Source organism: Plantimonas leprariae (genome assembly GCF_008802405.1).
Taxonomy (GTDB): domain Bacteria; phylum Pseudomonadota; class Alphaproteobacteria; order Rhizobiales; family Rhizobiaceae; genus Plantimonas; species Plantimonas leprariae.
In genome coordinates, this window is sequence record NZ_VZDO01000018.1 from 43,336 (window position 1) to 55,328 (window position 11,993).

An 11,993-nucleotide genomic window follows, 5' to 3' on the forward strand; every position below is an offset into this window, starting at 1 on the left:
GACGAAACTGAAGGGCGGATAAAGCCGACGTTCAGAGCGGGTTAATCACGGGGCGCCCAGAACCGCGGATGTCCCCGGTCTTCCGGACCGTTCGGGGAACCGAACGCCGGGAAGGCCATTTCAGACCCACCGAACCGAAAAGCGAGTTTTCCATGCGTTATCTGATCGTTGCCGCCGCCCTGGCCCTCACTGCCCCGCTCGGCCTCGGCGCCACCGCCGCCCAGGCGGACACCACCAAGATCATCGTCAAGGACGGTCATCGCGACGGCTACCGCGACAGCCACCGCACGGTGCGCCGCGTCGTCGAGCGGCGCGACTACGGCCGCCATTGCATGACGAAGAAGGTGGTGACGCGCGTCCACGGCGAGCGGATCGTCAAGACCACCCGCGTCTGCCGCTGAAACGTTTCTGAGCCGGCAAACGGAAAAGGGCGGCCCCCGGGCCGCCCTTTTTTGTGCCCGGTCGGCCCGGCTAGCCTCAGCTCCGGCGCCCGAACAGCGAGGCGACCCGCGACGAGGTGTCGTTCATGTGCGGCACGACCACGAGCCGGCGCACCTCGCCGCGCCGGAAGGCGGCGAGAAAGCGCTTGTAATCCTTGAACGAGACGCAACCGTTCGAGTCGCCGCGCGGACCCAGCATGTAGGTGTGGGCGAGAAGGCCGACGCGGTTGTAGATCCGCCGCTCGCCGCCGACCGGCGTCAGCCGGATCGCCGCGACGCCGTGGAACAGGCTCTCGCGCAGGCGCAGGTCGTAGGTGTGCGGCGGCGTCGGCCCGCGGTTCTTGGCGTGGACGAAACGCGGGTTGTCGCGCATCGCGCCGAGGCCCGAATGCGCTTCCAGCCGCTCGCCGTTCGGCAGGTACACGGTCGCTGCGCCGATGTCGTAGACCGCGACGCCGTTGCCGGCGCGGGGCTGGCGCGTAAACAGGCCGCCGAAGACCGGCTTCTCCGCCTCGTCGCTCCCGGCGTCCGGCCGCGCATAGGCGAGCGCCACCGGCGGCATCGCGCGGGTGCGCAGCGTCGCGACGGCCGGAGCGGCGTCCCGGTGCGGCCGGGCGCTCGGCGTCGGCACGAGCGCGGCTTCGAGCGCCTCTTCCGCCGTTTCCGGCGACGGCAGGACCGGAACCGCGGCGGCGACCTGGACGCCCGGGATCGGCGCGGCGGGAGCCGCCGGCCCGGCGGCCGCGACGGCGGTTTCGGGCGCGGCGGCTTCCGGGACGAAGCGATCGGTCTGCGCGAGTTCAGCCACACGGCCTCCGTCCGCCGACGCGTCGAAGCCCGCGGCGGCGCCGAAAGCGGGACGGTCGAGGAGGTGGGCGGGGATCCAGGCCGTCAGGACGGGCGGCGGCATGCGGTGGCGCACCGCCGGCGCGGCGCTCGCATGCATCGCCGGACGCGCGGCGGCGGACTTCGGCCGCGACATCGGCGGCTCCACGACGCGCGGTGCGGGCCGCGCCGGGCCGGCATCGGCGGTGCGGTGCTCGACGGCGGCCGGCGGGAACAGCCGAGTGGCGAGGTCGGTGGTCGCGAGGAGCACGCCCGCCGCCGCGAGGACGCCGCAGCCAAGGCCGAGCGACGCGGCGAGCCGGGAGCGTCCCGCCCCCCGGACGGCGTCCTTGCCGGTCCGGCGTGAGCCATGCCCGCGTCGGGAAGGCGGTGTCGTCGCGCCGGCGTTCGTCATGGGCGGACCAGTCCTGCGTGGTAGAGAGTGGAAGCGCCGACGCGGCCGGGTTCCGTTCGTTCGAAAGAGGATCGCAGCTTATGGTTACCGATCCGTATCGACTTCCGTATGGCGAGCGCTTGATTTCACGAGAGGAATCGGCGGCAAGCGAGGGGCGCATGCGAGGGCAGCCAGAGGAAGCGAGCGGCGAGCGGGCGGCCTTCCCCATGCCGCCACCGGAGGGCGCGGCCTCGGCGGTGATGGACCGCAATCCGCGCCTCCACCTCGCCGCGCGGATCGCGCTCGTCGTCGTCATGGCCCTGCTCGGCCTCTACATCCTGTCCGACTTCCTGAAGGCGCTGGCCTGGGCCGTCGTCCTCGGCATCGCGCTCGGGCCCCTGTTCCGGCGGGCGCGGCGGCGCTTTCCAGGCGGCCGGCACGGCATCGTCCTGCCGCTCCTCTTCACGCTCGCGGTGGCGCTGGCGCTGATTCTGCCTCTGGTGGCGCTCGGCGTCGAAGCGGCGGCCGAGGCGCGGAGCCTCCTCGAATACGCCCGCCAGGCCGAGCAGAGCGGCCTCGCGGTGCCGGACTTCGTCGGCCGGTTGCCCTTCGGCGCGGAGGCCGCGGCCGCCTGGTGGAACGCCAACCTCGCGCATGCCGGCTGGGCGCAGGAGACCCTGCAGCGGCTCGACACCTCGTCGAACCTCGACCTCGGCCGCCAGATCGGCGCGGACGTCGTGCACCGCGCCGTCCTGTTCGGCTTCGCTCTGCTCGCGCTGTTCTTCGTCTTCCGCGACGGCGACGCGCTGGTCGAGCAGGGGCGGGTCGCCGGCGAGCGGCTGTTCGGGCCGCGTGGCGAGCGCGTCGCCCGGCAGATGGCCGCCTCCGTGCACGGCACCGTCGACGGGCTCGTCCTCGTCGGCCTCGGCGAGGGCGTGGTGATCGGCCTCGTCTACTGGCTGGCCGGCGTGCCGCACCCGATCCTGTTCGGCGCGGTGACGGCGGTGGCCGCGATGATCCCCTTCGCGGCCGTCGCCGCGGTGTCGCTCGCCGGCGTGCTGCTGCTCTTCGCCGGCTCGGCCGAGGCCGCGGTCATCGTCACCGCCGCCGGCTTCCTCGTGATCTTCGTCGCCGACCATTTCGTGCGGCCGGCGCTGATCGGCGGCACGACGAAGCTGCCCTTCCTATGGGTGCTGCTCGGCATCCTCGGCGGCGTCGAGAGCTTCGGCCTGCTCGGCCTCTTCGTCGGGCCGGCGGTGATGGCGGCACTGATGCTGCTGTGGCGCGAGTTCACCGATGCGGGGGGCGGGACGCGCGCTACCCCTCCTGCCGCTTGATGCCGTTCAGCTCCGCCACGATGTCGGCGAGCATCGGCACGAAGTCGCCGCCCCGCCCGATCGCTTCGGCCGTCGCGAACGAGTTCTTCACGGCGGAGGCGACATGCGTCGCGATCCCGCCCTCGTTCGCCATGCCGACGAGATAGCGCGTGTCCTTGTGGGCGTTCTTCAGCGTGAACCGGTGCGCCTCGCGGTCGCCGCCGACCACGTATTTCATGAAGGTCTGGTAGAAGCCGCAGTCCATCCGCCCGCCGGACACCACCGAATGGAAAGTCTCGGCCGAGACGCCGGTCTTCGCGCCGATGGCGAGCGCTTCGGCATAGAGCGCGGCGTAGCCGAGCGACAGGAAGTTGTTGAGGAGCTTCATCGTGTGGCCGGAGCCCGGGCCGCCGGTGTGGAGGACGCGGCCCGACCAAGTGTCGACGATCGATCGCACGCGTTCGAAATCGGCGTCGCTCGCGCCGACCATGGTGTCGAGCGTGCCTTCCCAGGCCTCCTTCGGCGTGCGGCTGAGCGGCGCGTCGACGAAGGAAACGCCCTTCGCCGCCGCGAGTTCGTAGAGCCGGCGCGTCGAGACCGGGTTCGAGGTCGAGGAGTCGATCACCATCGTACCGGGCTTGAGGTTTTCCAGCAGCCCGCCCGGCCCGGCGACGACCGCCTCGACCTGATCCGATCCCGGCAGGCAGAGGACGACGGCGTCCGCGCTCTTGGCAAGATCGGCGAGATCGGCGGCCTCCTCCGCGCCGCGCTTCACGAGGTCGTCCAGCGCCTCGCGGCTGCGGTTGGCGAGGGTGCGGAGCCGGTAGCCCTTCTCCGCGATGTTCTTCGCCATGCCGTGGCCCATGAAGCCGAGCCCGACGAAGCCGATCGTTTCACCCGTCATGATTCCCGTTCCTTTTCGAGCCGGGGCTTCCGGCCATGCGGAGTCAGAGTTCCTTCGCCCGGCGCTCGATGACGCCGTCGGTGTTGGCGAGGAGCTTGCGGACGGCGCGCCGGGCCGCGTCCGGCCGCCGCGCCGCGATGCCGCGCGAGATCGCCTCGTGCAGGCTCTGCGCGCGGCTGAGATCGCCGATCTCGCGCCCGACGAAGTTGAAGAGCTGGTTCAGCGCCGCCTCGATGGTCGGCCCGAGCGGCACGAGGAGGTCGTTGCCGGAGGCGCGCAGCACCGCGAGATGGAACCGCGTGTCGGCTTCGGTCCGCTCGATCAGCGAGCGCGCCGCGCCCATGGCGCGGCAGGCGGCGTCGATCTCTTCCGCCTGCTCCTCGGTCCGCCGGAGCGCCGCGAAGGCGGTGGCTTCCGGCTCGATGATGTGCCGGAATTCCTGGACGGTCCGCAGGAACGCGCCGCGGTCCGGGGCCGCCGCGTACCAGCCGAGCACGTCGCGGTCGAGGAGGTTCCAGCGCTCCTTCGGCTCGACCCAGGTGCCGATGCGCGGGCGGGCGCCGAGCAGGCCCTTCGCCGTCAGCATCTTCATCGCCTCGCGCACGCCCGAGCGGCCGACCTCGAAGGTCTCGGCCCATTTCGCTTCGTTGGGCAGGATGGTGCCGGGCGGATAGTCGCCGCGCACGATGCGAAGGCCGATCTCCTCGGCGAGGCCTTCGTGGACGCTGCCTGAAAGCCGCCGCCCGCCGGAACGCCGGGGCGGGCCAAGGGTGGGGGCGGCGAGCGCCGCCGCACCGTCCGGCTGTCCGGACGCGTCCCGGTCCGCGTTCCCCCTGTCCACCATCGCCCCGTACGACCTTTCGCCTCGGGTTGCGGGATGCCTCGAACGGTCGCGCCGCGTCGGAAACGCGGCCGCATGGGCCGAAGGGGCGGGAGATGTGCCGGGGAGCGCCCGCGCGGTCGCGCGGGCGCTCCCTCCGACGTTCCTACCGCTGGATGCAGGTGTCGACGGTGTCCTTGGTGCACTCGTCGAGACCGGTGAACACCGGGTCCTCCACCTTCTTGCCGGCGATCAGGTCGATCATCACGGACGGGGCCTTGTAGCCCATCTCGAACGGCCGCTGCCCGACGAGCGCGTTCACCAGCCCTTCCTTGGCGATGTCGACCTCGGCGCCGATCGTGTCGGCCGCGCCGATCACGAAGTCGCTCGATGCGATGCGGTCCTTCAGGGGGCCGACCAGGTCGCGATAGGGCTGCGGCGCGCCGAATAGCGGCCAGCCGCCCATGATGCCGAAGGCGTCGAGCTTCGGGTTGGCGGCGAGGATGTCGGTCATCGCCTGGACGCCCTTCGCGCCGTCGTCGTTGGTGAAGACCGGGCAGCCCGAAACCTCGGTCCAGCCGCCTTCGCCGGCGAGCGCCGCGATGCCCTTCTGGCCGCTCAGCGCGTCGCGGAACCCTTGCGCGCGCCGGAGGATGTTGTCGGCGCCGGGATTGCCCTGGATCGTGCAGACCGTGCCGCCGTTCGGCTTGCCCTTCTTGACGTACTCGCCGATCTTGAAGCCCATCAGGTAGTTGTCGGTGCCGAGATAGGTCTTGCGGAGCGAGGCGTCGTCGGGGCTGAGGTCGGCGTCGAGCGTCATCACCGGGATCGACGGCGCGGCGACCTTCAGCGTCTGCGCGATCAGCTTGGCGTTCGACGGCGAGATGGCGATCGCGGCGGTGTCGGCCTTGCCGAGCACGTCCTGCACGATCTGCGCCTCGCCGGCTTCGTCGGACGTGGAGGCGGGGCCGGTGTAGAAGCACTCGTATTCCGAGTCCTTGTTCTCGGAATTCCACTTCTGGCAGCCTTGGTTGATCGCCTCGAAGAATGGGTTGTCGAGGCCCTTCACCACGATCACCACCTGCTTCTTGGCGGCGAAGGCCGGGCCCGCGCTCATGGCGAGCGCCGCGGCGGCGGCGAGCAAGGCAAGCTTCTTCATGTTTCTCCTCCCCTTTTGGCAGGCGGGGCGCGGAATGCGCCAGCGTCCTGCCGAACCGATCGCGACGGCGCATTCCTTGCGGCGCGAAGCGCTGCCGGCCCGAAACCGTCGCATGCGGGCGATCCGCGTCCCGTTCCTCCGAACGGTCGCGACGGCGCCCTCATCTCCCGGCCGCGAGGTAAGCGCGGCCTCCCGTTCCGGTCAATGCTTTTGTCGGATAAATTCGACTTTCCCGAAGATCGGGCGCCTTTCGCGATTGACGCTTCGCCGGCCCGCGCGCTTAAATCGTGCCCGAGCGGTTCGCCCGGGAGGGAAGGGCGAATCGCGCCGGGGGCCCGCGTGGCCGTCGAACCGAGTTCCGGTCCGGCGGGCGGCCGGTCGTCCGGCAGGAGGGTGGGGAGGCAAGGCGACCGGTGTCGGTTCTCGAACTCGTCAACGTTTCGAAGCATTTCGGCGCGATCCACGCGATCAGCGACGTCAGCTTCTCATTGGAGAAAGGCCAGGTCGTCGGCCTGATGGGCGACAACGGCGCCGGCAAGTCGACGCTGGTGAAGATGATCGCCGGCAACTTCCGCCCGAGCGAGGGCGCGATCCGCATGGACGGCGCCGACCTCGTGATGCACAAGCCGGTGGAGGCGCGACGGCACGGCATCGAGGTCGTGCACCAGAACCTCGCACTCTGCGACAACTTGACGGCCGCCGCCAACGTCTTCCTCGGACGGGAGCTGCGCCGCGGCGTCGGGCCGTTCCGCATCCTCGACTACGCCGCGATGTACAAGCGCGCCGGCGAGCTCTTCAAGGAACTGAAGTCCGAGACGCGCCCACGCGACCTCGTGCGGCGGATGTCGGGCGGCCAGCGGCAGGCGGTGGCGATCGCGCGCACCCGCCTGTCGGACGCCAAGATCGTGCTGATGGACGAGCCGACCGCGGCGATCTCGGTCCGGCAGGTGGCGGAGGTGCTGAACCTCATCCGCCAGTTGCGCGACCAGGGGATCACGGTGGTTCTGATCAGTCACCGCATGCCGGACGTCTTCGACGTCGCCGACCGGGTGATCGTGATGCGGCGCGGCCGCAAAGTCGCCGACAAGGCGATCGCCACGTCCTCGCCGGAGGAGATCACCGGCCTCATCACCGGCGCCATCGAGAAGGTTTGAAGATGGCAGTCACGCTCGACCAGACGATCGACCACCGCCAGCAGGGCTGGCTAGCGGGGAAACTGAACAGCCAGACCTTCTGGGTGCTGATGGCCGTGGTGGTGGCCTGCATCTTCCTGTCCTTCGCGACGGATTCGTTCGCGACCACGAAGAACCTCTACAACATCACCCGCAACGTCACCTTCACCGCCATCGTCGCGCTCGGCATGACGCTGGTGATCATCTCCGGCGGCATCGACCTGTCGGTCGGCTCGGTGCTCTGCCTCTGCTCGATGGTGCTCGGCGTCACGATGCATGCCGGCTGGGGCCTCGGCACCGGCATCGCGGCGGCGATCGCCGTGGCCCTCGCGATCGGCCTCGTGCACGGCCTCCTCATCGCCTATCTCGGCCTGCCGCCTTTCGTGGTGACGCTGGCGACGCTGTCGATCGCCCGAAGTCTCGCGATGGTCGCCTCCGGCAACACGGTGGTGTTCGAGTTCGGCCCGGACGGCCCGAAGCTCTTGGCGCTCGGCGGCGGCTCGACCTTCGGCGTCGCCAACCCCGTGATCTACATGGTGGTGCTGGCGCTCCTCACCGGCTTCGTCCTCCGATGGACGCGGTTCGGCCGGCACGTCTACGCCATCGGCGGCAACGAGGAGGCGGCGACGCTGACCGGCGTGCCGGTGAAGCCGATCAAGGTCGCGGTCTACATGGTCTCGGCCCTGTCGGCGGGTCTCGCCGGCATCATCCAGACCGGCTGGCTCGGCGCGATCACCACCAACATCGGCACCGGGCTGGAGCTGCAGGTGATCGCGGCGGCGGTCATCGGCGGCGCGGCGCTGGTCGGCGGCGCCGGCACCGCCTTCGGCGCCCTGGTCGGCGCGGCGCTGATCGAGGTGATCCGCAACAGCCTCGGGCTGCTCGGCATCAATGCCTTCTGGCAGGGCTGCTTCATTGGCGGCGCGATCCTGATCGCGATCCTGTTCGACCGGGCGCGCAACATCCGGCGGCACGAGTAGTTTCCCCTCGACGTTTCACGAACCGAACGGGACGGCCGGCGCGAGGTCGCCGGCCGAAAAGCATGGCTGAGAAGGAACTACGCATGGGCAAGCGCATCGTCTTCACCGGCGGCTCCGGCAAGGCGGGGCGGCACGTCGTCCCCTACCTCGTCGACCGCGGCCACGAGGTGCTGAACGTCGATCTCGCCCCGCTCGATCATCCGAAGGTCAACACGCTTCTCGCCGACGTCGCCGATAGCGGCCAGGTGTTCAACGCGCTCTCGACCCATTTCGGCTTCGAGGGCTTCGAGAAGGGCGAGGTGCCGGGCACGCTCGACGCCGTGGTGCATTTCGCCGCCGTGCCGCGCGTCCTGATCCGGCCGGACAACGAGACGTTCCGCATCAACGTGATGAGCACCTACAATGTCATCGAGGCGGCGATGAAGCTCGGCGTCCGCAAGGTCATCGTCGCCTCGTCCGAGACGACCTACGGCGTCTGCTTCGCGGAAGGCGACAAGGATTTCCGCTCCCTGCCGCTGGAGGAGGACTACGACATCGACCCGATGGACTCCTACGGCCTGTCGAAGGTGGTCAACGAGAAGACGGCGCGCGCCTTCGCGATGCGCTACGGCTCGGATATCTACGCGCTCCGCATCGGCAACGTCATCGAGCCGCACGAATACAGCCGCTTCCCGGCCTTCCTCGACGACCCGATGAGCCGCAAGCGCAACGCCTGGAGCTATATCGACGCGCGCGACCTCGGGCAGATCGTCGACCTGTGCCTCGAGAAGGACGGGCTCGGCTTCCAGGTGTTCAACGCCACCAACGACACGATCACGACGCGGGAACCGACCGCGGAGTTTCTGAAGTCGAACGTGCCGAACATCCCCGTTTCGCGCGAGCTCGGCGAGCGGGAGGCGCCGCTGTCGAACCGCAAGATCCGCGAGGTGCTCGGCTTCAAGGAGGAGCACGACTGGCGGAAATACGTCGACGCGGGCCGTTAGGCGGGGGCAGTCGGCCATGCTCCCCCTGTCCGCCAATCTCGGCTTCCTGTGGACCGAGCTCGCGCTGCCCGACGCGGTGCGCCGCGCCAAGGCCGCCGGCTTCGAGGCGGTGGAATGCCATTGGCCCTACGAGGTGGACGCGGACGCGGTGCGAGCGGCGCTGGACGAGACCGGTCTGCCGATGCTGGCCTTGAACACGCGGCGCGGCAATCCCAGCGAGAACGGCCTCGCCGCGCTGCCGGGGCGCGAGGCGGAAGCGCGCGCCGCGATCGACGAGGCGTTTCGCACCGGCGCGCGGATCGGGGCGCGCAACGTCCACGTGATGGCCGGCGCGGCGAAGGGCGTCGCGGGGGCGGCGGAGACCTTCCTAGAGAACCTGCGCTATGCCGCCGTCCAGGCCGGCGAGTTCGGCATGGGCGTCCTGATCGAGCCGCTGAACCGGCGCGACGCCCCGAACTATTTCCATGGCACGGTGGAGGCGGCGGCGGAAATCGTCCGCGCCGTCGGGCGGCCGGAAATTCGGATCATGTTCGACTGCTACCATCAGCAGATCATGGGCGGCGATCTCCTGCGCCGCTTCGAGGCGCATCGGGACATCATCGGCCACGTGCAGTTCGCGGCCGCCCCCTCGCGGGCCGAGCCGGACGAGGGCGAGGTCGCCTTCGACCGGCTGCTGCCGGCGATCCGCGCTGCCGGCTACGACGGGTTCTTCGGCGCGGAATACAAGCCGCGTGCCACCACGGACGAAGGGCTCGGCTGGATGCGTGCCTATCGCGGGGGCGGACTCTGATGGAGGGAGAAGTGGGAATGCGCGTCGCGGTTCTCGGCCTCGGCTCGATGGGCGCCGGCATGGCGGCGTCGCTGCGGCAGACCGGGCACACCGTCACCGGCTTCGACGTGGTGGACGCGTCGCGAAATGCCTTCGCGGCCGGCGGCGGCACGGCGGCGACGAGCGCGGCCGAGGCGGCGAAGGGTGCCGACGCCGTGGTTTCGGTCGTGGTGAACGCGAGCCAGACCGAAGCGCTGCTGTTCGGCGAGGGCGGCGTCGCGGCTGCGATGCAGGCCGGCGCGGTCTTCGTGTCCTGCGCGACGATGGACCCGGACGCGGCGCGCTCGCTGGCAGCGCGGCTGGAGGCGTCGGGCCAACACTATCTCGACGCGCCGATGAGCGGCGGTCCGGCGCGCGCCGCGACGGGCGAGCTGACCGTCATGGCGTCGGGCAGCGCGGCAGCCTTCGGCCAGGCGCGGCCGGTGCTCGATGCCATCGCCGCCAAGGTCTACGAACTCGGCGACGCCGCCGGCGCGGGCGCGGCCTTCAAGATGATCAACCAACTCCTCGCCGGCGTTCATATCGCGGCGGCCTGCGAGGCGATCAGCTTCGCGGCGAAGCAGGGGCTCGACCTGAAGCGCGTCTACGAGGTGATCACGGCCTCTGCCGGCAATTCATGGATGTTCGAGAACCGCGTGCCGCACGTCCTCGACGGCGACTACGCCCCGAAGAGCGCCGTCGAGATCTTCGTCAAGGACCTCGGCATCGTGCAGGACATGGCGCGACGCGAGCGGTTTCCGGTGCCGGTCTCGGCCGCGGCGCTGCAGATGTTCCTCGCCGCCGCCGGCGCCGGCATGGGCCGCGAGGACGACGCCTCGCTCGCCCGCGTCTACGCATCGCTTTCGGGCGCGACCCTGCCGAAGAGCGATGGGACGAAGGAGTAGGCTCGGAGCATGACCACGATCACCGGCATGCGGGTGGTGGACCTGCGTTTCCCGACTTCGGCGCAGCTCGACGGTTCGGACGCGATGAATCCCGACCCGGACTATTCCGCCGCCTATGTCGTGCTGGAAACCGACGGGCCGCACGAGGGCCACGGCCTCACCTTCACGATCGGGCGCGGCAACGAGGTGGTCTGCGCCGCGATCCGGGCGCTGGAGCATCTAGTCGTCGGGCTGGATATGGCCGTCGCCACCGCCGACATGGGCGCGTTCTGGCGGCGGATGACCTCGGACAGCCAGCTCCGCTGGATCGGGCCGGACAAGGGGGCGATCCACCTCGCCACCGGCGCGGTGGTCAACGCCGTCTGGGACCTCTGGGGCAAGCTCGAAGGCAAGCCGGTCTGGCAGCTCGTCGCCGAGATGACGCCGGAGGCGATCGTCGCTTGCGTCGACTTTCGCTACATCACCGACTGCATCACGCCGGCGGAAGCGCTGGCGCTGCTGCGCGAGAAGGAGGCCGGCAAGGGGAGCCGCATCGAAACGCTCCGGCGCGAAGGCTATCCCTGCTACACGACCTCGGCCGGCTGGCTCGGCTACAGCGACGAGAAGCTTCGGCGGCTGGCGAAAGCCTCCGTCGATGCCGGCTTCCGCTACGTGAAGATGAAGGTCGGGCGCGACCTCGATGACGACATCCGCCGGCTCACCGTCGCGCGGGAAGCGGTCGGGCCCGACGTCAACCTGATGATCGACGCCAACCAGGTCTGGGAGGTGGATCAGGCGATCGACTGGGTGGGCAAACTCGCCTTCGCCGAACCCTGGTTCATCGAGGAGCCGACCAGCCCGGACGATGTCGCCGGGCACCGCAGGATTCGAGCGGGCGTCGCGCCGGTGAAGGTCGCGACCGGCGAGATGTGCCAGAACCGCATCATGTTCAAGCAGTTCATCATGGAGGGCGCGATCGACGTGGTGCAGATCGACGCCTGCCGGCTCGGCGGCGTCAACGAGGTGCTGGCGGTGCTCTTGATGGCGGCGAAATACGGCCTCCCCGTCTGCCCGCATGCCGGGGGCGTGGGCTTGTGCGAATACGTCCAGCACCTGTCGATGATCGACTACGTCGCGATCTCGGGGACGCGCGAGGGGCGGGTGGTGGAATATGTCGACCACCTGCACGAGCACTTCAAGGAACCCTGCGTGATCCGGGACGCGGCCTACATGCCGCCGACCGCGCCCGGCTTCTCGATCGAGATGCGGCCGGAATCGCTGCGGGACTACGAGTTCCGGGGCTGACAG

11 protein-coding genes and 1 pseudogene are annotated in these 11,993 nt (G+C 70.0%); 8 read left to right on the forward strand and 4 right to left on the reverse strand.

The genetic code is table 11. From position 1 onward, the window contains the following. Nucleotides 1-152 precede the first annotated feature (152 nt). Nucleotides 153-401: a hypothetical protein gene (locus F6X38_RS18935; RefSeq protein ID WP_150972446.1), complete on the forward strand. Its 249-nt coding sequence runs from the start codon at nt 153-155 to the stop codon at nt 399-401. Nucleotides 402-477: 76 nt separating this feature from the next. Here F6X38_RS18935 and F6X38_RS18940 read toward each other — a convergent pair whose 3' ends face one another. Next, a complete protein-coding gene (locus tag F6X38_RS18940) occupies nt 478-1,680 on the reverse strand; it encodes a tlde1 domain-containing protein (protein ID WP_150972448.1) in 1,203 nt (400 codons plus the stop codon). 239 nt (nt 1,681-1,919) lie between these two features. Here F6X38_RS18940 and F6X38_RS18945 point away from each other — a divergent pair, with 239 nt between their 5' ends. Beyond that, nucleotides 1,920-2,996, forward strand: a complete 1,077-nt coding sequence (locus tag F6X38_RS18945; protein WP_150972551.1) for an AI-2E family transporter — start codon at nt 1,920-1,922, stop codon at nt 2,994-2,996. Here F6X38_RS18945 and F6X38_RS18950 read toward each other — a convergent pair. The 3 genes and pseudogenes from F6X38_RS18950 to F6X38_RS18960 form a co-directional block, all read right to left on the reverse strand. Next, nucleotides 2,977-3,912 (reverse strand): annotated as a pseudogene (locus F6X38_RS18950) (NAD(P)-dependent oxidoreductase); the annotation flags it as partial. The gene F6X38_RS18945 and the pseudogene F6X38_RS18950 overlap by 20 nt on opposite strands. Nucleotides 3,913-3,922: 10 nt before the next feature. Then, a complete protein-coding gene (locus tag F6X38_RS18955) occupies nt 3,923-4,723 on the reverse strand; it encodes a FadR/GntR family transcriptional regulator (protein ID WP_150972451.1) in 801 nt (266 codons plus the stop codon). Between the two features lie 142 nt (nt 4,724-4,865). Further along, nucleotides 4,866-5,858 (reverse strand): sugar-binding protein, encoded by a 993-nt coding sequence (locus tag F6X38_RS18960; protein WP_150972453.1) that lies wholly within the window; start codon nt 5,856-5,858, stop codon nt 4,866-4,868. Nucleotides 5,859-6,271: 413 nt separating this feature from the next. Here F6X38_RS18960 and F6X38_RS18965 point away from each other — a divergent pair, with 413 nt between their 5' ends. The 6 genes from F6X38_RS18965 to F6X38_RS18990 all read left to right on the forward strand — a co-directional run bounded on the left by F6X38_RS18965 (nt 6,272) and on the right by F6X38_RS18990 (nt 11,990). Beyond that, entirely contained in the window at nt 6,272-7,012 is a 741-nt protein-coding gene (locus F6X38_RS18965) for an ATP-binding cassette domain-containing protein (protein WP_150972455.1), read from the forward strand. 2 nt (nt 7,013-7,014) lie between these two features. Further along, entirely contained in the window at nt 7,015-8,010 is a 996-nt protein-coding gene (locus F6X38_RS18970) for an ABC transporter permease (RefSeq protein WP_150972457.1), read from the forward strand. Nucleotides 8,011-8,093: 83 nt separating this feature from the next. Then, nucleotides 8,094-8,993: an NAD-dependent epimerase/dehydratase family protein gene (locus tag F6X38_RS18975; protein WP_150972553.1), complete on the forward strand. Its 900-nt coding sequence runs from the start codon at nt 8,094-8,096 to the stop codon at nt 8,991-8,993. A gap of 16 nt (nt 8,994-9,009) precedes the next feature. After that, nucleotides 9,010-9,783 (forward strand): hydroxypyruvate isomerase family protein, encoded by a 774-nt coding sequence (locus F6X38_RS18980; RefSeq protein ID WP_150972459.1) that lies wholly within the window; start codon nt 9,010-9,012, stop codon nt 9,781-9,783. Nucleotides 9,784-9,800: 17 nt separating this feature from the next. Further along, entirely contained in the window at nt 9,801-10,706 is a 906-nt protein-coding gene (ltnD, locus tag F6X38_RS18985) for an L-threonate dehydrogenase (protein WP_246191441.1), read from the forward strand. Between the two features lie 9 nt (nt 10,707-10,715). After that, nucleotides 10,716-11,990, forward strand: a complete 1,275-nt coding sequence (locus F6X38_RS18990; RefSeq protein WP_150972463.1) for an L-fuconate dehydratase — start codon at nt 10,716-10,718, stop codon at nt 11,988-11,990. Nucleotides 11,991-11,993: the final 3 nt, after the last annotated feature.